The sequence below is a fragment of the Magnetospirillum sp. ME-1 genome, from assembly GCF_002105535.1.
Classification (GTDB): domain Bacteria; phylum Pseudomonadota; class Alphaproteobacteria; order Rhodospirillales; family Magnetospirillaceae; genus Phaeospirillum.
The window spans coordinates 2,348,867-2,370,005 of record NZ_CP015848.1 but is presented as its reverse complement, the minus strand read 5'-3'; the positions used below and the strand labels follow the sequence as shown (position 1 = coordinate 2,370,005).

At 68.9% G+C, this 21,139-nt stretch carries 32 protein-coding genes; 5 read left to right on the top strand and 27 right to left on the bottom strand.

Translation table 11 applies throughout. The features are described from left to right. Nucleotides 1-53: 53 nt before the first annotated feature. From WV31_RS11115 to WV31_RS11075, 9 genes are all read right to left on the bottom strand, one after another. Complete coding sequence (locus WV31_RS11115; RefSeq protein WP_168185921.1) at nt 54-1,466, bottom strand: DNA cytosine methyltransferase; 1,413 nt, start codon at nt 1,464-1,466, stop codon at nt 54-56. Nucleotides 1,467-1,550: 84 nt separating this feature from the next. Further along, complete coding sequence (locus tag WV31_RS11110; RefSeq protein ID WP_085373636.1) at nt 1,551-2,717, bottom strand: ATP-grasp domain-containing protein; 1,167 nt, start codon at nt 2,715-2,717, stop codon at nt 1,551-1,553. A 94-nt stretch (nt 2,718-2,811) separates the two neighbouring features. Next, nucleotides 2,812-3,345: a hypothetical protein gene (locus tag WV31_RS11105; RefSeq protein WP_068438313.1), complete on the bottom strand. Its 534-nt coding sequence runs from the start codon at nt 3,343-3,345 to the stop codon at nt 2,812-2,814. A 74-nt stretch (nt 3,346-3,419) separates the two neighbouring features. After that, complete coding sequence (locus tag WV31_RS11100) at nt 3,420-4,697, bottom strand: zincin-like metallopeptidase domain-containing protein (protein ID WP_085373635.1); 1,278 nt, start codon at nt 4,695-4,697, stop codon at nt 3,420-3,422. Between the two features lie 66 nt (nt 4,698-4,763). Next, a complete protein-coding gene (locus tag WV31_RS11095) occupies nt 4,764-5,432 on the bottom strand; it encodes a hypothetical protein (RefSeq protein WP_085373634.1) in 669 nt (222 codons plus the stop codon). After that, nucleotides 5,429-6,037 (bottom strand): hypothetical protein, encoded by a 609-nt coding sequence (locus tag WV31_RS11090; RefSeq protein WP_085373633.1) that lies wholly within the window; start codon nt 6,035-6,037, stop codon nt 5,429-5,431. Before WV31_RS11090 ends, WV31_RS11095 begins: the two co-directional genes overlap by 4 nt. A 21-nt stretch (nt 6,038-6,058) precedes the next feature. After that, nucleotides 6,059-6,301, bottom strand: coding sequence for a DUF7220 family protein (locus tag WV31_RS11085; RefSeq protein ID WP_085373632.1), 243 nt, complete (start codon nt 6,299-6,301; stop codon nt 6,059-6,061). Between the two features lie 94 nt (nt 6,302-6,395). Further along, nucleotides 6,396-7,127, bottom strand: a complete 732-nt coding sequence (locus WV31_RS11080; RefSeq protein ID WP_206072538.1) for a helix-turn-helix domain-containing protein — start codon at nt 7,125-7,127, stop codon at nt 6,396-6,398. Between the two features lie 148 nt (nt 7,128-7,275). Beyond that, entirely contained in the window at nt 7,276-7,650 is a 375-nt protein-coding gene (locus WV31_RS11075; RefSeq protein ID WP_085373631.1) for a hypothetical protein, read from the bottom strand. Between the two features lie 98 nt (nt 7,651-7,748). Between WV31_RS11075 and WV31_RS11070 the strand changes: the two genes are divergently transcribed. Further along, on the top strand, nt 7,749-7,943 hold the full coding sequence (locus WV31_RS11070) for a hypothetical protein (RefSeq protein WP_068438332.1): 195 nt from the start codon (nt 7,749-7,751) through the stop codon (nt 7,941-7,943). 4 nt (nt 7,944-7,947) lie between these two features. Here WV31_RS11070 and WV31_RS11065 read toward each other — a convergent pair whose 3' ends face one another. From WV31_RS11065 to WV31_RS22455, 13 genes are all read right to left on the bottom strand, one after another. Further along, nucleotides 7,948-8,208, bottom strand: a complete 261-nt coding sequence (locus WV31_RS11065) for a hypothetical protein (protein WP_085373630.1) — start codon at nt 8,206-8,208, stop codon at nt 7,948-7,950. A 30-nt stretch (nt 8,209-8,238) separates the two neighbouring features. Beyond that, nucleotides 8,239-8,580: a hypothetical protein gene (locus tag WV31_RS11060; RefSeq protein WP_068438339.1), complete on the bottom strand. Its 342-nt coding sequence runs from the start codon at nt 8,578-8,580 to the stop codon at nt 8,239-8,241. 145 nt (nt 8,581-8,725) lie between these two features. Beyond that, nucleotides 8,726-9,025 (bottom strand): hypothetical protein, encoded by a 300-nt coding sequence (locus tag WV31_RS11055; RefSeq protein ID WP_085373629.1) that lies wholly within the window; start codon nt 9,023-9,025, stop codon nt 8,726-8,728. 13 nt (nt 9,026-9,038) lie between these two features. Further along, on the bottom strand, nt 9,039-9,263 hold the full coding sequence (locus WV31_RS11050; RefSeq protein WP_085373628.1) for a hypothetical protein: 225 nt from the start codon (nt 9,261-9,263) through the stop codon (nt 9,039-9,041). A gap of 94 nt (nt 9,264-9,357) precedes the next feature. Beyond that, on the bottom strand, nt 9,358-9,582 hold the full coding sequence (locus WV31_RS11045) for a hypothetical protein (protein WP_085373627.1): 225 nt from the start codon (nt 9,580-9,582) through the stop codon (nt 9,358-9,360). 89 nt (nt 9,583-9,671) lie between these two features. Next, nucleotides 9,672-9,875, bottom strand: coding sequence for a hypothetical protein (locus WV31_RS11040; protein ID WP_145980840.1), 204 nt, complete (start codon nt 9,873-9,875; stop codon nt 9,672-9,674). Between the two features lie 218 nt (nt 9,876-10,093). Beyond that, nucleotides 10,094-10,495, bottom strand: coding sequence for a hypothetical protein (locus WV31_RS11035; protein WP_085373625.1), 402 nt, complete (start codon nt 10,493-10,495; stop codon nt 10,094-10,096). A gap of 317 nt (nt 10,496-10,812) precedes the next feature. Further along, nucleotides 10,813-11,154, bottom strand: coding sequence for a hypothetical protein (locus WV31_RS11030; protein WP_085373624.1), 342 nt, complete (start codon nt 11,152-11,154; stop codon nt 10,813-10,815). 87 nt (nt 11,155-11,241) lie between these two features. After that, nucleotides 11,242-12,171, bottom strand: a complete 930-nt coding sequence (locus tag WV31_RS11025) for a hypothetical protein (protein WP_085373623.1) — start codon at nt 12,169-12,171, stop codon at nt 11,242-11,244. Between the two features lie 111 nt (nt 12,172-12,282). After that, nucleotides 12,283-12,459, bottom strand: a complete 177-nt coding sequence (locus tag WV31_RS22115; protein WP_156428893.1) for a hypothetical protein — start codon at nt 12,457-12,459, stop codon at nt 12,283-12,285. Between the two features lie 10 nt (nt 12,460-12,469). Continuing rightward, nucleotides 12,470-12,832 carry a hypothetical protein gene (locus WV31_RS11020; protein ID WP_085373622.1) on the bottom strand — a complete coding sequence of 121 codons (363 nt, stop codon included), beginning with the start codon at nt 12,830-12,832 and terminating at the stop codon, nt 12,470-12,472. A gap of 105 nt (nt 12,833-12,937) precedes the next feature. Then, the gene (locus WV31_RS11015; RefSeq protein WP_085373621.1) at nt 12,938-13,534 is read right to left on the bottom strand and encodes a hypothetical protein; all 597 of its coding nucleotides are present in this window, start codon (nt 13,532-13,534) and stop codon (nt 12,938-12,940) included. Between the two features lie 115 nt (nt 13,535-13,649). Next, nucleotides 13,650-14,726, bottom strand: a complete 1,077-nt coding sequence (locus tag WV31_RS22455) for a DUF3085 domain-containing protein (RefSeq protein ID WP_237051261.1) — start codon at nt 14,724-14,726, stop codon at nt 13,650-13,652. Here WV31_RS22455 and WV31_RS11005 point away from each other — a divergent pair. Then, nucleotides 14,631-16,565 (top strand): bacteriohemerythrin, encoded by a 1,935-nt coding sequence (locus WV31_RS11005; RefSeq protein ID WP_237051591.1) that lies wholly within the window; start codon nt 14,631-14,633, stop codon nt 16,563-16,565. The two genes, WV31_RS22455 and WV31_RS11005, sit on opposite strands and share 96 nt — an antisense overlap. A 52-nt stretch (nt 16,566-16,617) precedes the next feature. Here the strand turns inward: WV31_RS11005 and WV31_RS22110 are convergent, their stop codons facing one another. The 4 genes from WV31_RS22110 to WV31_RS10990 form a co-directional block, all read right to left on the bottom strand. Continuing rightward, nucleotides 16,618-16,794 (bottom strand): hypothetical protein, encoded by a 177-nt coding sequence (locus WV31_RS22110; RefSeq protein WP_168185919.1) that lies wholly within the window; start codon nt 16,792-16,794, stop codon nt 16,618-16,620. Between the two features lie 3 nt (nt 16,795-16,797). Beyond that, nucleotides 16,798-17,196: a hypothetical protein gene (locus WV31_RS11000; protein WP_068438368.1), complete on the bottom strand. Its 399-nt coding sequence runs from the start codon at nt 17,194-17,196 to the stop codon at nt 16,798-16,800. 114 nt (nt 17,197-17,310) lie between these two features. Further along, on the bottom strand, nt 17,311-17,565 hold the full coding sequence (locus WV31_RS10995; protein WP_068438371.1) for a hypothetical protein: 255 nt from the start codon (nt 17,563-17,565) through the stop codon (nt 17,311-17,313). An 11-nt stretch (nt 17,566-17,576) separates the two neighbouring features. Next, nucleotides 17,577-18,032, bottom strand: a complete 456-nt coding sequence (locus WV31_RS10990) for a hypothetical protein (protein ID WP_085373618.1) — start codon at nt 18,030-18,032, stop codon at nt 17,577-17,579. Between the two features lie 177 nt (nt 18,033-18,209). Here WV31_RS10990 and WV31_RS10985 point away from each other — a divergent pair, with 177 nt between their 5' ends. Genes WV31_RS10985 through WV31_RS10975 form a run of 3 tightly spaced genes read left to right on the top strand, consistent with a single transcriptional unit; the run spans nt 18,210 to nt 20,420 of the window. Next, nucleotides 18,210-18,869 (top strand): hypothetical protein, encoded by a 660-nt coding sequence (locus WV31_RS10985; RefSeq protein WP_085373617.1) that lies wholly within the window; start codon nt 18,210-18,212, stop codon nt 18,867-18,869. Nucleotides 18,870-18,909: 40 nt separating this feature from the next. After that, nucleotides 18,910-19,554, top strand: a complete 645-nt coding sequence (locus tag WV31_RS10980) for a hypothetical protein (RefSeq protein ID WP_085373616.1) — start codon at nt 18,910-18,912, stop codon at nt 19,552-19,554. Between the two features lie 59 nt (nt 19,555-19,613). Next, nucleotides 19,614-20,420, top strand: coding sequence for a hypothetical protein (locus tag WV31_RS10975; protein ID WP_085373615.1), 807 nt, complete (start codon nt 19,614-19,616; stop codon nt 20,418-20,420). Here the strand turns inward: WV31_RS10975 and WV31_RS10970 are convergent. Continuing rightward, entirely contained in the window at nt 20,366-21,034 is a 669-nt protein-coding gene (locus WV31_RS10970; RefSeq protein WP_085373614.1) for a hypothetical protein, read from the bottom strand. The two genes, WV31_RS10975 and WV31_RS10970, sit on opposite strands and share 55 nt — an antisense overlap. Nucleotides 21,035-21,139: the final 105 nt, after the last annotated feature.

Genomic DNA, 21,139 nt, shown 5'->3' with positions numbered 1-21,139 from the left:
TCAAGGGGCCATTCGCCCGGTTCCGGAAATCGCTTCCGTACCCATGATCTCCTTCAGGCCGCGTGGCTGCGGAGCCCTGCGAAGAGAGGCAGATCGTCCTGGCGAACAGGTGCGGCCCTGCCCTTGAGGATCGCGCCTCCAAGCGCTGCGCCCACGGCGCGGAACGCTGCCGGGATGACGCTCTGGCCCAGCATCTCATGCGCCGTCGTCGGGGCCGCTCCATCGAGGAGCGCCGGATCCACTCCCTTGCACCGGGCATGTTCTGCTGGCGTGAGCAGACGGGCGAAGCCCGGCTTGGTCGGATGCGGAATCATCGGCTCGGTGGAGCGCCATTTCGAATAGCCGCGCCCGATGACGCCCACGCTGCCGTCCTGCGGGGAAACGAGCTGCCGACGGAAGCCGTGCCCGTCCGCCAGATCCCTTTCCTCCTTGCGGGCGAGGTAGGAGATGTCACGCCACGCCGGATCATCCGGAGCGAAATGGTCGAGGGCGTCGCCCATGGTGCGTGCTTCTTCCAGCGAGGCATGGCTTTCCCGGATGCCTTCGAGCAGATCGGAGGGCAACGCCGGATCGACGGCGAGCAGGCACATGCGGGAGCGGCGCTCAAGGGCGCCGAAGTCCTGCCCGTGCAGGTCGGTCTCGTGGAGCCTGTATCCCCAGCGCTCCAGCATCGTGCAGGCCATGAGGTAGGAGGCCGTCGTGCGGTAGGGCAGGACATTCTCGAGGATGACGGCCAGCGGCGCGACATGCTTCACGATGGACAGGAACGGGACGATGAGGTGCCCGACATCGGGATCCCTCTCCGGGATTCCTGCGCCCTTCTTGGCGCGCCCGGCCAGCGATGCCGCCGTGCAGGGAATCCCAGCCACGATGATGGACGCCTCGGGCAGCAGTTCCGGTTCCGCTTCATCGAGGCTGCCGAGGACCGTGCAGGCTCCGTCCATGGCGCGGTTGTTCCGCATCATGGCGTCCTGGTAGCGTTCGTCGATCTCTATGGCGAATGCCGCCGACGGATCGAGCCCTGCCTCCGCCAGTCCCTCATGGACCGCCGCATCGAGGATGCCGGCCCCCGTGCAGATGCCGCCGGTGCGGACGGTTCTGGTTCTGCGGATCTCGTCGAGCTTCGCCGCGCGTTCCGCGCCCATCCGATCGAAGGGATGGACGGAGATCTCGATGGTGCCGGCATCGTAGGAGACGCGCACTCGGCCGATGTTGCGCATGGCGCGATCGAGGACGGCGTTGGCGAGGTCGATGAGGGGAATGTCCTTCCCTCCCTTGCTCTTCCGGGACACGATGCGGGAGCCGTCGTCCTTCCTCACCAGGCGGATGGTCTTCGCTTCCTCGTCGATGCAGGCGTCGTAGCGGATGGCCGGGGCGAAGCCGGCATCCTCCAGCTTGCGGCCTTCGAGCCACAGACGCTTGCGTCCCCTGTGATCGCCGAGCGAGGCGTAGGCGAGATGGAGCATGGTGTCCCTCCGTGCATGGAGAGCGGCCGTTCCGCCCCCCGTCGCGGGAGAAGCTGGGAACATTCGATCAGGGAGTCGCAGGGCCTATCGGATTCCGGCGCGCCGCTCGGCGGCTTCCATGAGCGCATGGACCACGGCCTCGGCATCCATGGCGTAGAGGCCGAAGTTCATGAGGGGGTTCATCTCCACGACAAGCACCCTCCCCTCTTCGTCCTGGGCGAGGTCCAGCGTATAGCCGCCCCAGAGGGGCGCTTCCCTGGCGATGTCCTCCGCGGCTTCCTCGGCGAAGGCGGCGTAGCGCGCCACTAGGGCGGGATCGCCTCGGATGCATCCGCTTCCCCGTATTCCCTCCACCTGAGGGTCGAAGGGTCCGGAGCCGATGCGGCTTGGCGGCGCGAAGCGTTCGATGCATCCCGCCCCTGCGACGGCGCGCCCATCGACCACGATCACCCGGTATTCGTCCCTCATGGGGATGCGGTCCTGCAGGAGCAGCGCGTCGGGAAGTCCAGCGGCCCGCTCGTAGGCCCACTCCATCGCCAGCAGGATGGCGTGGTCGGCTTCCTCGCGGCTCGCCCCCTGCGGGATGCGGACCGGCATAGGGGCGTAGTCCTTGGCGGGGCGCACCAGCTTGATGAGGGCATCCACGTCCCCTTCCCTCGCCCACTCGGAGGCGATGGCGGCGATGTCGTTCCTCACGACGCATTCCGGCGCTTCCCGATCGGGGATGCCGCAGAAGGCGACGCGGCGCCCTGCCCTGTCCCGGAACGACCGCAGTTCGGCGTAGCCATCGGGAAGGCGGGCATCGGCATCCACGGGCCAGACCACCTGCCCCGGCCGCGCGCGGGTCCCCTGCCCTTCCGGGAATCCCCGGCGCATCTCGTCGTCGCACGCGATGGGAAGCAGGGTCTCTCCCCGGATGAAGGTGCCGAGGTGCAGGCAAGGCGCTTCCGGGTCGAAGTCCTCCACGGCGGCATTGACCGCCCCGGTGATGGCGCACGGATCGCTTCCCCCTGTCCTGTCGAGGAGGAACACGGGAAGGCCGGTCGCCACGGCGGCATGGAGACGGGCGACGCTCTCGTGCCAGTCCTCGAAATCCTGGGCGGCATCCTCATGGACGCCGGGGAACAGGGCCCGGTGCCTGGCGACGGCCTCGCGATGCCTCCGCCTTTCCCATTCGGCGCCTTCCATCCTCTCGATGGGAACGCCGAGATGGTCGGCGATCGGGCGCCAGAGGATCTGCAGTCGTGCCATGTCGTTCTCCCGTCCTGGCATTCCATGGCCCGAGGCGGGCCGGCTCTCCCATTGGGGGCCGGTCCGCCATGGCTATCATGCCTCCCCTTCCCCATCAGACGAAGGCGATGGGCCATCTCCCGTCGGCGGCGCGCCGCATGAAGTCGCCCATCCTGCGGATGAGGTCGGCATCGGCCGGGCGGGGTTCGATGACCGGCTCCCGGAGGAAGTCGAACAGGGCGGCGACGTCGATGGCCTCGCCGATGGTGAGCGAGCCGTCGCAGTCCGAATGATCCACGAGCTTGCGCAGCCCATGGGCGGCGTTCCATGCAGGGGAGCCGAACGCGAAGCCGCAGCCTGCGGCGAGGTCTTCGGGAATGGCGTCGTAGTGGATGCCGAGATCGGCGGACCACAGGGCCTTGGCCAGATCGTCCTCGGTCAATTCCACCGCGTCGGGATCCGGCTGGAGGCCCTTCACCCACTCCAGCAGGGATTGGATGCCGTCGTGGTCCGCTTCGGGGACCTGCCATGCCTGGGCGACGAACATCAGGACGAGCATGGCGCGGAACTTGTGGACGTAGGTGTAGCCGCCGGCTTCCATCCGGTCGATGCATTCTCCGTCGCGCATCATGGCGAGGGCGAGGCCCATGGGGGTTCTCCTGCAAGGGTGTCGTGCCGGGATGTCCGGCTGGGCGGGAAGGCGGGGCGGTCCCCTGCCCTCCCCTATGCGGCGGCTTCCATCTCCCGTCCGCCCTTCCTCGCGCGCTTGCGCTGGGAGCGGAGGATGAAGTCGGCGAGGCTGCCGGAAGCGATGGCGGCCCCCTTCCCCTTCTTGGCGGCGTAGGAGGCGGCGGCCCGATCCATCTGCGCCGGGGTGAGCGCATCCAGGCCGTCGGCGTCCCGCCAGTCGGGAATCTCGCTGGCCATCGGCTCGGCGGCGTCGGGGATGCGGTTCTCCTGCTCGTTGGAGGCCAGCAGAGCGAGGCGTGCGGAGAAGAAGGCGTTCCCTTCCAGGGCGGCCACGAGGACGGATACGACCTTCTCGCTGTCTTCGAGCACCGAGCGGAGCAGCTTGCCCGCCTCCTGCCCGCCCGCGAGGAGCGGCTTGGCCCAGCCGCCGACATAGGCGCACTTCTTCGCCAGGAAGCCGGGGGATTCCTCCAGCCCGAGGATCTGCATCATCCGGGCGGCGGTGATCTCGGCGACCAGCTCCTCCCGTGCGTAGTCGATGGAGCCGTGGCCGCCGGTCATGACGCGCTTGGTCCCTTCCGTTGCGGGGCAGGAGCCGAAGCCGGTGGCGTGGGCGCATTCATGGATGGCGCTGCTGAGGCGGTTCGCCAGCATCTCGGCCTCGTCGCCGATCTGCTGCGCCGGATCCGGCAGGCGGATGAGGGGATGGCCATCCCGCAGGGTGACGTGCGGGGACTTCACCAGGGCGACTTCCAGCGTCGCGCCGACGCCCCGGGCGAGGTCGGGGATGATGGAGAGGACGCCCGCCTCGTGCTGGGCGGTCCATTCGGCCGGGGGCAGCTCGATGATGGAGGGCAGGGCCTCCCATGGCTTCGTCCCGTCCTCGGCTTCCCAGGCGCGCAGGAGGCCGATGGAGAACACCCCGGCGGGGCGGAACACCACGCGCTCGCGTTCGTCCTCCCCCTGCTCCTCCTCGTCCTTGGGAGAGAGCTTGATGGGCGTGAGGATCATGGCATGGGCCTTGATGCCGTGCGCGGCTGGGTCGGGGAATCCCATGCGGCCGAGCTGGCAGGCGGTGGCCACCCGCCGGTCGAGGGTCGAGCCGATCGCGCAGTGGAGCATTCCGCGATTGAACGGCCCCCTGTAGCGGCGGCCCGTGGAGGCGTTCATCCAGTCGGTGCCGGTGATGGCCAGGAGCCCATTGCTCCATGCGCCGGGGCTTCCTCCTTCCGCGACGGTGCGCAGGGTGGCGAGGAAGCGATCCTGGATGGCGGACCATCCGGCTTCGAGCAGGCTTCTCGTGTCGGCCATGTCCTCTCCTTCCGCCCGGAGGGCGATGCGCTTCCTGCCGGGAAACGCCGGTTGCTTGTCTTTGAATCAGTCGGCCCCGAGACGGAGCCGGTGGCGTATCCACCATCCGGCGCTCGTGCTCATGGGCGGCTTATGACCGGGGAAGCGCCGCAGGTAGTTCCTGCGCAGGGCCTCGGCCCAGCGGATCTGCTGCTCGCCCCCTTCCAGAGGCGGGAGCAGCCAGCCGCCTTCCACGGGGTCCCAGGCGAGTGCGGCCGCTTCATCGGACGGAACGACGGCGCTGCCCGTCCAGGACAGCCAGGCGGTCCCCTGCCCTGCTCCCGGAGCGATGGAGATGAAGACCAGCCGCGGGAGCATCACCCTCCACAGCACGCGCTCGGCGTCCAGCCGCTCGGGGAAGCGGTAGTCCATGCCGTCCTCGTGCCAGGCACGCACGGCCGATGCGGCCGGCCCATGGGGGATGGAGGAGGGATCGGCGACGAGCACCCGCAAGGAATCCCCTTCGGGGCCCTGCACGGACCATGCGCCGTCCTCGGCGGCCAGCAGCACCGGCAGGGGAGGGGAGGAGGGCCGTCGTGGGATGACGCCCTTCCAGCCCGGAGGCTCGTCGAGGCCGGCGTTCGCCTGAGCGGAGGGTTCGGATGGACGCGGCATGGGGGAGGGGAGGGACGGCTTCGCCTTTCCCTTCCTCTTCTCCGGCTCCGGCATTCCGAACAGGTCGAGCGCGGGGCTCATGCTGCGAACACTAGAGCGGCATCCTCGTCCTCGATGGCGGGACGGGGCGGCGCGGGGAGCAGCGCGATCCTCGGCATGCGCTCGAGCAGGGAGCGGGTCAGCTCCTGGCGGAGCCGCAGGGCGAGGCCTTCCGTCTCGCCGACGACCTCGGGGGATTCGAACAGGCGGCCGATGGCGCGGTCCCAGTCGAGGATGACGGAGCCGCTGGCCCCGGCGCGGAGCCAGGACATGGCGCTGGAGCGCAGGGTGATTGGGAAGTGCCAGTAGGCGGCCAGGGCCAGCTCGTCCTCCCCGAGCCAGATGGCGTCGAGGCGGCGGCGCCAGCAAGGGTAATCGGGTCCAGCGGGCTGGAAGGCGACGAGATCGTAGAGGACCCTCGGGCCTTCTCCGTCCGGCGTCCATGCGGGAAGCACGATGACGGGATCCCCGCCTTCCTCGGCGGGTTCCCATGAGCCGTCCGGCGAGAGGATGGCGCGGGCGACGCCGTAGCCGCCGGCGATGGCCAGCGCGGCGGGGCCGATGCCCTTCCTCTCCATCCATTCGTCATGGCTTGGACGGACCCGCTCCCGGGCGCGTTCGAATTCTGCGGCGAGCCATTCCAGCATGCCGGTCTCCTGGGATGGGGTTCAGCCCGGCGCGGCCGCTTCCTGCCGGGATGACCGGCGGCGCAGCAGCTCGAAGGCCCGCCGCAGCGCATAGGAGCGCACGACGGACAGGGCGGTGAAGGCGATGGTGATGGCCAGCGTCTGGGAGGGCGAGGCCTCCACGCCGAACAATGGATAGACGAAGGCGGCAAGCGCCCAGGACAGGCAGAAGCCGATCCCGGTGTTGGCTCCCGCCTCCATGGCCGACATGGCGCGTGTCTGCATTCTCATTCCCTCGGTTCCGCGCTCCTCGGACAGAGCGCGGACGGGGGAATGGTTCCTGTTTTGTTCCTTTGGGGGAAGGGGTGCGCCCCCCTTCCTATTCCGCCGCCTGCTCGCTCCCGTCCTCGTCGATGCCAGCGGCCTCGGCCGCCGCGCGGATGAGGGCGACGATCGGTCCCTTCACTTCCTGGGGGAGGCGCAGCAGCATTCCGATGGACCGGAGATCGCGGATGTCGGGTTCCGCGCCCAGCGTGCTTGAGGGGCGGGAAGGGGCATCGGCGGAGGTCCCTTCGTCCATCTGGTCGAAGAAGTAGCTCACGGGGACCTCGAGGGCCTTGGCGATGCGCCACAGGGTGGAGGCCGAGATGCGGTTGCGCCCCTTCTCCTGCTTCTGGACCTGCTGGAAGGTGATGCGCAGATGCCCGCCCATCGTCGCCTGGCTGATGCCGAGCATGACGCGGCGCTCCTTCATGCGGTTGCCCATATGGATGTCGATCGGGTCCGGCCCGTCGTATTGGACGATGCGGCTGCGGCGGTTCCGTACAGGCTTCGTCGTCGCCCCGGCTTCCTCGACGGGAAGGACGGGCGGCGTATCCGCCGCTTCCTGCATGGACTCCTTCGGCTTGCGTCCGCGCTTGGCCGGGACCTTCGCCTCGTCGGAAGGAGAAGCCGCCTTCGGCTTGCGGCCGCGCTTGGCCGGGGCGCCCAGGGGAGGGGCCGATGGAGGCGCGGCCGGCACCACGATGGCGTATCCCTCCGGCTCCTTCTCCGATGGTTCCTCGGGGGCGATGTAGGTGGGGGCGGGGCGATACCAAGGACGACGCGCCATGACGGACCTTCGTAGGGGTTGCGGCGGCGCAATCCTGCATCCCCAGGTGGCGTTTGGGAAGCTCCATTCGCCATCCGTCGTCCTCCACGACGTGCGAAGGCGCCCGGGATGGCTTCCCGAGCGCCCTGACTGTTCCATGCCGCTCCGATCAGGCGGCGAGGACCGCCCGGATCTGGGCGAGGGCTTCCTCGGCGAGCTGGTCGTCCGAGGCCAGGCCGCGGCCGATCGGGTCGTCGATGATGCGGAGCTGGTTGGCAGGCTTCGCGTTGGCGTGGAAGGCCAGTCGCTGGATGTCCTCGGCCTCGAGCATGGGCTGGCGCGTCCTCGCGTCGCAGCCGAGGCGGATGGAGATGTCGATGGCTTCCTCTTCGGTGATGGCGTTCCGTTCGCCGATCATGATCTGGGCTTCCCCGATGGCGGCGATCACATGGTCGTGGCTGTCCGGCCCATCGGCGAGGGCGTCCAGGAGAGGGAGCAGGGCCGCGATCGGCGTGGCGGGGATGGTTGGGTGCTCGTCGTGCATGGATTCCTCCGGTGTTGCGACTTCGTGAACTTGGGGCCGGAGGTCCGCCCGCTTGAATCCTCGCGCGGGATCGGAGACCATGGCGCCAGGAGGGATGCATGGACCTGTCGAAGGATCAGCGGCTCTGGCTGATCGGCGCCGAGCCCGGAACGGATGAGCTGGACGAGGCCCCGGACTGGCTGGTGTTCGAGTGCTACAAGCTCGGCGTCATCCGTCCCGGCGGCGCGCCCGGCCGCTGGCGGCTGTCCGCCATCGGGAGGAAGGCGGTGGACGCCCTCCTCGCCGAGACCTGAGCCGTCAGACGGCCCAGGCGAGATCCGCCATGGCGCGGACCACGGCGTAGCCGACGAGGTCGGCCCTGGACGCCTCGTCGAGCCCGGCCCTTTCGGCCGACTTCTTCGCATGGCCTTCCGCCCAGGCGCGGATCTCGTCCGCCGACTTCCTGCCCGTCCATCCCGCGTCGATGCGGATGTCGAGCTGGTTCTTGGCGACGGCGAACGGGGAGCGGGCCGGTGGCTTCGGCGCGCCGAGGATGTTCGCGAGGATGGATGGGATCATGATGCGCCTCCTGCTTCGGAACCTTCGGGATCAGGCCGCCACGCATTCCATGGCTTCGGTCCAGCGGGAGACATCCCCGCCGACCATCCGCAGGGCGCTGCGCTGGTCGATCTCGAGGCGAAGCGCTTCTCCGGCCTCTTCGATCATTTCCCGCAGCGCGCCGTAGCCCGCGCAACGCTTGGCCGAGGACAGCTCCGCCGTCGCCGCGGCGAGATCTCCCATCCGGCACTGCGAGAGGGCCGTGGAGAGGGGAAGGGCGGAACCGAGGGCGTCATGCGCCTTGGAGACCGCCAGCGCATGGGCGACGAGGCCGTCGACGTGTTTGGAGGCGCTGGGCGAGGAATAGATGTCTGCGAGTTCGTCGAGGGTCATGGTGCTCTCCTGTCTGGAATCGCCGGCGGGATGGCCGGGATGCGGTGCGCGCCTTGGTCTCAACCGGCGACCTGCCCGTCTGGGGCCCGGGCGGCGCGGCGCGCTAGCCGGCCCGCTGGGGAGGGCCGGATCGGTGTTCCTGTCTCTACGGCCTCGAATCCCACACGGTGTCGAGCCAGCGCCATCCGTCGGTGGTGACGAAGGAGGCTTCGCGGTCGCCGTCCATCTCGATCTGGACAAAGCCCTTCTTGTCGAGGCTGGAGAGGGTTCCCTTCGCCTGCGGCCAGGTCCAGAGGCCGGTCTCGCAGAGGGTGCGGACGCTGATCCAGGTGAATTCGTCGCGCTCGAGGTCGCTGGGCCGCTTGCCGCCCATCTCTTCAAGGCACGCCTCGACGAGGGCGAACGCGGCGGACAGCTCGTTGGGCGTGAGGTCGAAGGTCTTCATGGCGGACTCCTGATCAGGCGAGGGTGAGGTCGCAATCGCGGACGAGCCATCCGTAGCGATCGGAGATCCATCCGAGGATGCGCATCGTGGCGTCCTTGCGGCCTTCCAGGGTGGAGAGGTCGCATTCGCCGAGGGCGATGTCGTCGAAGCCGACCCGGACGCGCTTCGGAAGCCGCACGGCCTCGCCGTCGGTCTCCCATTCGATGTCGCGGGCGATGAAGGCGCGGGTGGTGGCCATGATGCTCTCCGATGCTTGCTCCGGATGATCCGGGCGGTGGCGGTGGGGGCTCGACGCCCGCCTTGGCCGGCCCGAAGGCCGCCCCGCCAAGAAATCAGGCTTCGGCGTCGGCCTGCATGAGATCCTCGGCAAGTCGCACCCGTTCCCCGAAATGATCCTCTGCGCCATCATCCGGCCTGTTGTCCCCGAACCAATCCCACTCGGGCTCTTCCCCGTATTCCTCGCAATCGGTGCGCCGCGTCAGGGCGTACCCGTCGCGGAAGTAGACCGCAACGAATCCCTCGTGCCGCTCGATCCTCTGGATGATGACGCGTTCCATGATGCCCTCCCTGTTCCTCGGTTGCTTCCGGCTTGTTTGCCGGGCGGTGGCGGGTGCGGTCTCGAAACGCCGAGGCCCGCCATGTGCGATTACTGCTTCTTGAAGCAGACGGCGGCGATGTGGGCGATGGAGATCCGCGTGATCCCGTTGCTGTCCTCGACATCGAGGTATGAGGCCCCGACTGGCTGAGCGAGCGGACCATCGTTCCATCCGAAGGAAGCGATCTTCCCTGTGGCGACGCCGCCAGTGAAGATGACGGTGATGTCGTCGCCGACTTTGAATTGACGAAGCATGTTGGCCTCCATGAAGAAAGCCCGGCCCCCTTCGCGGGAGCCGGGCGGTTGGTGTCTGGGGTGGAAGACGGCTGCGGCAGGTGCTCTGTCGCTTCCGTTCGGCTCACGACGCGGCCGAAGCCAGTGAACCCGGTGGGCATGGCCCGTTGGTGGAAGGCGCCGTCTCCGGCGCGTCCTCCCGAAGGATCAGAGGACGCGGCGGGGGCGGGGCGGTTGGGTTAGGATGCGACCTTCTCGCGGAGTTCCGCCAATGCGGCTTCGCCTGCCCTCACGGCTTCATCCGCCAGTTCTTCCGCCCATCCGGTAAGATGGTCGTTCGGGTTCGTCCCGTCCTTCCGTGGGAAGTTGCAGTCGCAGCCCCAGATGGATGCCGCGTGCTTGTCGAGCAGGATGCCGTTGTACGACACCGACAGAACGACCCCGACGAAGAGCCATTCGTCGTTGAGCCACGATTCGATGTACTTCTCGTCGGCCTCATCCCAATCCGTCCGTGGGTCGGCGTCTTCATCGAAGACAAGGCGCGCGGTGAGATTGAACCCATCCCGATAGCCTTCGATCTTGTCCCCTTCACTGGCGAAGGAATCGAACTCCTGTCCAGAGAATGCGGCTGCGCGATCCATGATGTTCTCTCCATGAAAAAAGCCCGGCCCCCTTGCGGGAGCCGGGCGGTTGGTGTCTGGGATGGGATGACGGCTGCGGTGGTTTTTCCGCTTCCGTTCGGCTCACGACGCGGCCGAAGCCAGTGAACCCGGTGGGCATTGCCCGTTGGAGGATGGGGCACCGTCTCCGGCGCGTCCTCCCGAAGGATCAGAGGACGCGGCGGGGGCGGGGCGGTCAGTGGTTGGGTTTGCCCCGCTCAGGCCTGCCGGAGGATCGGATCCTCGGCGTTTTCGGGATGGCGGAGCCGGGCAGCATTCGGGCCGCTCGGCCATGCCGGTCAATGGAGCAGGTCTTCGAGTCCCACGCGGATCAGGGCGGCCTTCAGCTCGGCGTTGAAGCCGGGGTCCAGGCGCAGCGGGCCGTATCCGTGGGTGTCGTGCCACTCGGCGGACTCGCGGACGAGCCGGGCGAATTCCTCGTCGGTGTCGGCCACCTGCGTCGTGCAGTCGCCCTCGACATACGAGAAGAGGACGCGGCGGGTCGGGTTGCACCAGTTGCCGTAGTAGGACGCGTCCTGCTTCGTGTCCATCTGGGCGAAGCCGTTGCCGGAGCTGCAGAGGCCGAAGTCGTAGAGGTAGCGATCGGCGGGGCAGAATTCGCGGTGGGTCTGGATGGCCATGGTCGGTCTCCTGTGCATTCGTCCGAGCAGGCGCCGTTCCGCCGCTCTCCCATCCAGGAGGCGCGGCGGGCATGGCGCTGTCGCCGATCAGGCGGCGAAGAGGGGGAGCTGGCCGCCCTTGGGCGGCTCGGGAAGCAGGTATTCGATCTCGTCGCGCTTCCGCCAGCCGAGGGATCGGGATGTTTCTTCGGTCACCACGATCTCGGCGGCCGCGACGAGATCCTTGGCGATCGTGCCGGCGGGCAGGGGAAGGGCGGCCGTAATGGCCTCCCTATAAGCCTTGATGCGCTTCCGGTAGGTTCCGGGCATGGCCAGTTCCGTCTCCCAGGCGCGCTCGATGAAGCCGCCCACGACGGAGTAGTCCCATCCGGCGCAGCGCCAGATGCCCTTTTCGTCGCGCAGCAGGACGTTGTCGCCGTCCGGCAGGCGGTAGGCCTGGGGCTGATCGAGGGGGCAGGCCTTCGAGGGCGCGGGCGCATGGCCGAGCTCGGGATGGCGCATCGCCCAGTCGCCGGGCACGCTTCCGCCGTCGATCAGCCGCCAGGCGGTGACTCCGGAGGCGACGATGGCTGCGAGGCGTTCGGCGTCCGCGACGCAATCCATGCGGACGTACTCCCCGGCTTCGAACGCTGCGGCTTCTTCGGCGGAGAGCAGCGGACGAAGGCCGGCGAGCTTCTGGGGGTCGATGCCGCGCCAGTCGTATTCGCCGGTGCTGCGGCGCAGGCTGGTGGAGCCGGCCATGAGGAAGGGTTCGGCCAGCTCCTTGAGCCAGGACTGGATGTAGCCTTCCGGGGTGATGGTGCCGGAGCGGGTCCGGAGCATGCCGCCTTCGCAGGAGCTTCCATAGGCGAAGATCCGCTTCAGCGAGGAAGCCGCGTCGCCGATGTGGGCGCAGCCCCAGTGCGGCCGGTGCGGCAGCACATTGGATTCGTAGGTTTCCTCGAAGAGGAAGTACACCGGGCCGTTCGAGGAAGGAACGGCAGCCGCGCGGCGGCGGCAGGTGATGGTCGAGCCCATGGGAATCTCCTGGCTGGGCCGGTCGAAGCCGGCTGGCGTTCGGGATAGGCAGGCGCCGCCACCGGCGTGTCCTCCCGCATGGCAGGAGGATGCGGCGGGGCGGGGTGGCGCTCAGTGGAGCGTCCGTATCCGGTAGGCCGGATCGGCCTCGAAGAGGGGCGGGATGCGCCCGGCGGCGCGGTGCAGGCTGGCGATGCGCCGTTCCGCCTCGGCGCGGGCCAGGGCGGGGGTGGCGGCTTCGACGCGTGCGATTTCGGCCCCGCGATCGGTCTCGATGACGCAGATCATGGTAGCCTCCTCAGATCAGGTGAAGGGCAAGGAGCCAGGACGGCGAACCACCGGGGCCGTAGCCGTCATGCTCGACATCCGCGCCGCATGTCGCTTCGCACATGCTGTCTTCCAACCAGCGTTGGAGCGTGGCGCGGGAGGGCAGGGTGCGGATTTCGCGGGCCCACCATGGCTGCTGTTCGGCGGAGCGGCGCTTGGCGGCTTTCCAGTCCTCGATCGTCCAATCCGCCTTCTTGCGGGCGAACAGCTTCCATCCGTTGGAGAAGGGCGTGCGGTAGAGCGTGACGCCGTCCTCGTGGCAGGACATCAGGACGCCCCGCTTCGCATGGAAGTATGTGAGGAAGGCCTCTCCGTGGGCTGATTTCTTGGCCATGATCGTTGCTCCGCGCTTTGGTTGGGTGGGCGGCTCGCGCCGGCGGCGCGTCCTCCCGGAGGATCAGAGGACGCGGGGCCGGTGCGGCATGGCGGGTGCGCCCGCTCAGGCAGCGGAAAGCACGGCGTCGAGCGCCATGGCGGCGTCGAGCTGCTCGTGGGAAGAGGATCCCGGCAGCAGGGCCGCCAGCGCGAGCGTCAGGCGGTTGCGGACGGCCTTCGGATCCTTGCGGAGAGGAACGGCGCGGGCGAGGATTTCCGCTGCCGCTTCGTCGCGCCCCGTTGATGCGTTCCTTCCCGAGCAGAACCAGTATTCGAGCTCGGACCATCCGGCATAGGCCCGGGCGCCGAGCGGCTTGACGATCTCGCGGATGGAGCCTCCGACGCGCCTGTCCGCATCGAGGAAGGCCTTGCGGATGCGTTCGGCCTGCGGGCGGAAGGTGCCCTTTCCCGTGCGGGCGGCGGTCATCCCGGAGATGAGACGCTCGAACGCGTCGTCGAGCCCGGGGATCGCTTCGACAGAAGGATTGGCGCGCACCGAGCCGAGCGCGGCGATCCATCCGTCGAAGGAGGGTGTCCATTGGGCTTCCTGCAGCCAGGCGAAGTTGTTCTCGCCGTATCTGTCGATGTCCCGGAGGACGCTGCGGATCGCCATGAGGTCGGCTGCGAGGCGGGCGAGGGCGATGGATTCGTTGGCGGACATGCGGGCCTCCTGTTCGGGAATGGGGTGGCCCGCGCCGGCGGCGCGTCCTCCCGAAGGATCAAGAGGACGCGGGGCCGGTGGGGGAGGCGATTGGCTTCGCCTCCCGCCGGGCCGATCAGTCCTCGAGGACGACGCCGATGGCCTTCGCGTAGATCCCGCAGGCCTTGCCGAGGTCCAGCGTATTCAGCGCCACGGCCTTGGGATACCTGATGCGGAGCTGGGCGAGCCGGATGTCCAGGGGAAGGGGAGCCGCTCCTTCCTTCGTCGAGACCACCATGATCTTCTTCGACCGGGGCGTTTCGAGGAACAGGATCTTGCCTTCGGCGTAGGCCTTCTCGAGCTTGGCGGCGATGTCGGCGCGCGCGACGGTCCTCTTCGGGGCCGCGATCTCGATGCGGATGTCCCTCTCGGTGAATTTCAGGCAGAAGGTCGCTTCCGGGCAGTCCTCGAGACCGGCGAACATCGCCAGCGGCAGGGTCTCGGCGAAGTCGTCGCCGCCGACGAGATCCCGGGCGTTGTCCCACCATTCCGCATCCTTGTCGGGGTCGCAGCCTTCGGCGTAGGCGACCTTGGAGCGACCCTCGACGCCTTCGCCGCCGATCGAGCCGTCGGCCATCTGCCGCGGATTGCCGTTGCTCATGAGGTAGATGCCCTGGTCGTGGACAAGGAACAGGCCGGGGGTCGGCGTGTCGTCGCCCCAGCCCTTGCTGTGGGAGGGGGAGGCCTTGGAATGGGCGATGAGGGGGAGGACGTCGGCGACCTTGAAGATGAGCTTGGCCATGGTCTTGCTCCTGGATGGATGGTGGCTGGGCTGCTGCGCCGGCGGCGCGCTCCCGCAGGAGATGAGCGCGTCGCCGTCGCAGCGGCGTTCGTGGGATCGCCCGGCCCCATCTTCCACCCCATCCGGAAGAGGAAAGGGGAACGGGCCATGAGGTCGATCGACGACATCCGCATCCGCACGAAGCTCATGCTGCAGGCGGTCTTCGCCGCCTTCATCCCGATCGTCGGCGGACTGGTCGGCCTTGCGCTCGTTTGGCACACGGCGACGACGGATCGCCAGGAGGATCTGCGCAGGCTCGCCCAAGCGGGGGCGTCGATCATCGAGGCTTCGGCGGGTGATGGGGCGGACGGGGAGAAGGCGCTTTCCGCCGTCGCTTCGGTCGGCCGGATGCGCTTCGACGATGGCGGGCATGAGGAATACGTCTTCGTGCTCGACCGCTCGGGCGTCATGCGGGCGCATCCGATCGCCTCCCTCGTCGGGAAGGACCTCTCGGACCTGAAGGATCCGGACGGGGTGCGCATCGTCGCTGGTCTCGCGGAGGCGGCCGGCTCGCCGGAAGGCGGCTTCGTGCGGTATCGCTGGGCGAGGGGAGCCGATGGCGACAGGCCGAAGCTGTCCTATGCGCTGGCTGTGCCCGGAACCCCCTTCATCGTGGCCACCGGCTCCTTCGTCGATGACATCGACCGGAGGGCGCTGTGGATCGGCCTGCTCATCGCGGCGCTCACCTTCCCGGCGGTCGCCCTGGCGCTGGGCATGGCCTGGCTGAACGTGCGCGGCATCGTCCGTCCGCTGGATCGGGTGGTCGGCGCTCTTGGCCGCATGGCCGAAGGGAACATCGACGGGATCGAGATCACGGATGCGGGCCGAGGCGACGAGATCGGGGCCATCGCCCGTTCGGTCGAGGCGTGGCGGCGCGGACGCATCGAACGGCGCGCCTCCGATGCGAAGGCGCAGGAGGAGAGCCGTGCCCGCGTGGAGCGGGCCCGCAAGGTCGAGGCCCTGACCGTTGAGTTCGATGGCCAGTCCTCGGCGTCCATGGCCGATGTGCAGGCGTCCATCGTCCAGCTCGAAGGCGCGGCGCAGGGCCTGTCCTCGGCCTCCGAGCGCTCGGCGGCGCAGGCGTCGGTTGCTTCCGAAGCGGCGGCGACGGCCTTGGGGTCGGCCCAGACGGTCGCGGCGGCCGCCGAGGAGCTGACGGCCTCCATCGAGGAGATCGCCCGCCAGGTGGCCCTTTCGGCCTCCGTGGCGGAGACGGCTTCGTCGGAGACGGCGCGCACCGATGGGCTGGTGCGGTCGCTGGCCGCCAGCGCGTCCGAGATCGGCTCCGTCGTGGATCTCATCCGCACCATTTCATCGCAGACCCGCATGCTGGCGCTCAACGCCACGATCGAGGCGGCGCGGGCCGGCGAAGCGGGAAGGGGCTTCGCGGTGGTCGCCGGCGAGGTGAAGCAGCTCGCCGCGGAAACGCAGAGGGCGACTGGAGAGATCGAGCAGCGGGTCGAGAGCATCCGGGGCTTCACGGAGGATGCCGTCGCGGCGCTGGGGGCCATCGGTTCCGTGGTGGGCGAGCTGCACGGCATCTCGGGGACGATCTCCTCGGCCGTGGAGCAGCAGTCGGCGGCCGCCGGCGAGATCGCCCGGGGCGCCGCCTCGGTGGCGGCTGCGGCGTCGGAGGTGTCCTCGTCGTCCGAGGATGTGCTGGATGCGGCGAAGCGCACCGATGCTGAATCCCGGCAGGTGCATTCGGCGGCGGTGTCCCTGCGCTCCCGTTCGGAGATCCTGAAGGCCGGCATCGATCGGCACCTCTCGGACATCGGGGCGCTGGCCATCTCCGATGCCGCATCCTCTGGGGATTTCCTTCCCTGGTCGGATGCGCTGAAGGTCGGCAACGCCATGATCGATCATGACCACGAGCGCCTGGTGGCCATGGTCAATGACCTCTATCGCGCCATGCAGGACGGATCCGGCCCGGCGCGGGCCCGCGAGGTGGTCGACGGCCTGGTGGCCTACACCGTCGAGCATTTCGGGCGCGAGGAGGAGCTGATGCGCACCCTTCCGGGCTACGCCTTCTCCGCCGAGCATCGGGCGGCGCACGCCGAGTTCGTGGCGAAGGTGGGGGATTTCCGCACGCGGCTGGTCTCCGGCTCGGCGACGCTGTCGATGTCGGTCCTCGTCTTCCTCAAGGATTGGTTGGCCGAGCATATTCTCGGAACCGATCGCGAGCTGGCGCGCGTCGCCGCTGGCCGCTGATCCTCTCGGTCATGGCGGCCGGGCGTCGGAGCGATCCGGCGCCCGTGGCGCTTCAGCCCCCTTGCCTGCCTGCCAGGCGCGCGACGATGCAGGAGGTCTCGAGCGTGGCCACGGCCCGGCGGGCGAGATCCAGGGCCTGTTCGGGGCTGTTCCGGACGGCGGCCGAGGCCTCGGCGAGCAGCCGCGCGGCGACGGCGGCCGTTTCGGCCTCCATCTCCTTCGGGGTCATCCGCTACATCCGGATGACGGGCGAGAGATCGTCCCTCAGCGCGAGGAGGATCGGCTGGACTTTGCCGGTTCCCGGCTCGATGCCGTGATGGACGCACAGCTCGTCGAATTCGTTGTCCTCGGCCAGGGCGACGATCCAGAGGACGCCGCCCTCGTCCCGGACTGAGCGCAGGACGGAGCCCGGCATCGAGCCGTGCATGGCGGCGGCGAGATCGGCGTTCTCGAGGGCGATGATGGTGATCGCCCGGTGGTGTCCGTCCTCGCTCTGGAAGAGGGGATAGGCGAGCACGCCCGGTCCGGCCGGTTCTCCCGGCGTCGTGATCGCGCAGCGGCCCTCCTCATCGACGGATAGGGTGATGAGGGTGGAGAGCCGCGAGTGGAACGGCTTGTCGGTGATGTGCATCGTCAATCCTTCCGCCCATCGGGGGCGTTCGGTCCTCGCCCCCGCTTGGGCGGATTCCCTTCTTCCTTGCCGGAGGATGCTGCCTCGCGGGCCGGTTGTCCAGGACGGGACGCATCAGGCGCGTGCGGTCGCGACCTCGACGAGGCGTCCGATGAGGCTGGCTCCCTTCGGCTGCTCCCGCATGGCGAGGTGGTCGGCCAGCGGCTCGATGGCCAGCAGCAGGTCCGCGTAGTGATCTGGAACCTCCCTTTCGCCTGCGGCCCAGTAGCGGACGGTCCGCTCGGCGATGCGGAGGCCCCGGGCGAGATCCCGCTGCCATCTGTCCCCGTAGATGGCGCGGGCGACGCGGGAGAGGTCGTCGGGGCGCATGGCGGCCTCCATCACGCGGCGACGCGGCGGCGGTCGGCCCAGGGCGCCGGAGGTCCGTTGTAGGCCCTGACGCAGGAATCGAGGCGAATGGCGTGGTGGCCGACCCCCATCTCGTTCGTTCCCGCCCGGACGATGACGGTGCCGGCGGCGCGGCTGTAGGTGGTCTCGTAGGTCCTCCATCCCGGAAGGAGCGGAAGGACATGCTCCGTCATGAAGCCATCCTCGGACATCTCCTCGCGGAGGGCCTCGATGTTGATCTCGATGGTCTCGTAGCGGGCCGAGGCGAGCTCGTAGCGGCGGCGGACCTTGTTGTGGTCGTCCTCGTCGAGGACCAGCGGCCCGGTCATGACCATGAGCCTGGGTTCGCGGTAGGCCTCGAGATGCAGGACGAGGATCTCGTAGGACGTCTTCGAGCTGTGGCGAAGCACCGTGGGGATTCCTTCGAGGAGGTGAAGCAGATCCTTCATGTCGCGTCTCCGGCCGGGGCGGGATGCCCATGATCCTGATGTAGGCACATTGTGCCTATTGTCCACCCCCATCGCAGCGATTTTCCGGGCTTTCCGCCGTTTTCCTCCTCTTCCGATTCCGGTGTCGCCCGGCCCCATCTCCTTCCTCGGCGGAATGGTCCGCAGAGGAGGCGGGTGATGGCGGGTGAAACGGAGATCAGGGTGCTTCGGGCGGGGAGCCAGTTCCTTTCCGCCTTGCTTGGCGGGTTCCATCCCGCGCCCCTTCTGCGCTCCTGGGCGCCGGAGGCCATCGACGCCGACGATCGCGCGGCGCAGGTGTCCGTCTCGAATGCGCATCTCGGTGGCCTGCATGCGGATGCCCATCCGCTGATCGTCGAGGATGACGAGCTGGGCAGGCTGCTCCTCTCGCCGGGATCCGAGGAGGAGTTCCTCGATGTCCTGCTGCGGCGGACGGCCTGCGCCCTCGTCGAGGATCTGGGCATCGAGGCGGACATGCCCTGCGGCCCCGTCTGGACGGTGCTGCTGACGGGCCTCGCCATCCTCGCGGGGCATCGCGCCGAGACGGAGCAGGCACCCGAGCATGCCTTCGCCTGCGGCTACGATGCGGCCTGCGCGATGTTCCGGCTCCTCGGCACGGATGCGATGGTATGGACCGGCGTCATGGACCAGGCCAAGGACGAACTGCTCACGGTCCTTCCCGCCCGTCCCATGCCCCTCGAAGCCTTCCTGGGGAAGGCGCTTCCCATCGCCTTCGCGGCGAGGGCGCGGCTCGTCCTGGACGGAGAGGAAGCCGATTCCGAGGAAGGGCTTGGCGGAGAGCCGGAAGCTCCCATGTGATTTCCATGCGCCGGGGGGCGCGGCAGCGGAGGGGGATGGGATGAAGGTCATCGTCGAGGACATGTCGATCGGGGGCGGGGGATTCCTGCCGGATGGCATCGAGCCGGTGCTCGGCGCCGAGCCGGGGATGTACGCGTTCCGGCTGGAGGCCGCGGCGAAGGTGGCGGCTTCGGGCGACGCGGCGGCGGCGGCCGAGGCGGGTAGGGCGGCAGCGCGGGCGATCGCGCTCCGCGAGCGGGTCGAGGCGGTCATGCTTCCCGCCGTCCTCCGGTTCGAGGGGCCGACGGAGGCGGAGGTCGCCGCCATGGTCGCGTTCTGCTGGGAGGCGGAATGCCGGGGGCTGCTCGTGCTCTACCCGTTCGACGACGACAGGGGGCTCGGCGTCATGTCGCTCCCCGAGAATGTCCTGACCTGGAAGGCGATGCGGGAGCCGCATCCGGTGAGGCGGGCCGAGCTGTGGCTGGAGCGCTGGGATGCCGTCCTGCATCGCGAGAAGGAGGCGGGCGGGCGCAGTTCCGAGCGCGGCCTCGTCGCCGGCCTCGTCGCGGACGATTCCGAGGCCCGCTGGATCCTGCGCTACACGCGTCCGGAATGGCTCATGGAGCTCGATGCCGAGCGGCAGGGGGCGCAGCCGATCCGCTGGCGCAAGGAGATGGAGGCGATGGAGAGGCTTCCCGCCGCCTGAGTCCCGGAAACGGCATCCGGCCACACCTTCTCCTCGTCGCCCGACAGGAGGAGGTTTCCATGGCTGCGCCAACCGATTACCACGAAGCGGTCCGCCAGATCATCGATTGCGTCGGAACGCCGCGCGAGCGCGCCGAGATCGCGGACGGAAAGCCGCTGAAGAGCCTGGGGGATTTCCCCGAGCAGGATGTCATCCGGGCCCTGCGGCGCTTCCACGACTTCTGCCGGGACGAGGGCTACCGCTCGGGCGGCCTGGACGACTTCCGCCCATCCTGGCTGGACTTCAAGGACGGATCCGTGAAGGTGTCCGGCGACGTTCCTCTCCTGAAGCGGCGGCTGGATATCGCCCGCATGCTCGACTGCCATGTCGCCCATGAGGCCGAGCTGAAGCTGGAGACGCCCGGACTTTCGCCCAAGGAATACGAGAGGCTGGCGTCCCTTCCCGGCGATGCCGGCAGGAACGTCCGCTTCCGCCTCTGCACGGACCCCCGGGTGCCGCCCGACCTCCTCAGCTCCATCGCCTTGGATCATTCGTCGCTCCGCCGCCTGGCGCTGTCGAACCCGGCGATGGGTCCGAAGGGACTGGCCAGGATCGCGGCGCGCCCGCGCATGATGGCGGATCTGGATGTCGCGGCGCTCGTCAAGCGGAGGGTGGCGGCCCTCGATCCGGAAGGACGGAAGGCCTACGAGGCCGAGCATTTCGCCGTGAGCGGCAGGAAGCCGATGGAAGGCATCCAGGTTCCCGGCCTGCGGGAGTCCGGCGCCACGCTGGTCAACGGCGTGCTCTCCATCCGCCGGGAAGCGGCGATGTTCTACGGCCAGCCTGTCCGTCCGAGAACCACGCCGGACAAGGGCATGGGGCGCTGAGCCCAGCGGAGCAGCCCGGTCCATGATTTCGGAGCGCCGTCGGTCATCGCATCGACGGCGCCGAGCTTTTCCTCGGGAATGGAGAGGAGGGAGGGGTCCCGGCGCAGGCCTCCCCGGCGCAGATCGCAGCGATCGGCGTCCCAGCAGGTCCCGATGATCGGGTCTTCCGACGTCCTTCCCATGGTATGCCCGCGGCAGGCGCGGCGGAGAGCATCGAGGCGATCTCCATCCAGGACGATCAGCCCGGCGGCGTTGAGCCGCCCTGCCGCCAGCGCGGCCCGGGGCCCGTGCCCGATGTCGCCGCTCTCCGCCAGGCGTGAGGCGTCGTGCAGGAGCCCGAACAGCACCAGCACCACCCCGTCCGCTTCCGGACGCAGCAGATCCCGGATGGCCAGTCCGGCGGCCGCCACCCGCATCCAGTGGTCCTCGCCATGCCACGGCGAGCGGCGGAGCGGCGCTCCCGCCCGTACGGCGGCGAGCAGGGCCCTGAGGGATGGAACCGAGGGGAAGGCCGCGTCGGCCTCTTCAGGCGGTTCCCAGGCCTCCGCAGGGGCGAGGGAATGGTTCCAGCCTGCTTCGGCGGCTTCGTCGAGGGCGAATGCCCGATGCTTCATGGCCTCCTCCTGTCTCCGTGCGATGCTCGCCTGCACGCATCGCGATCGGAGCCTATCTGGGGCGGAAACGGAAACGGCGCCGGATCCTGCGGTGCCGTGCGGCAT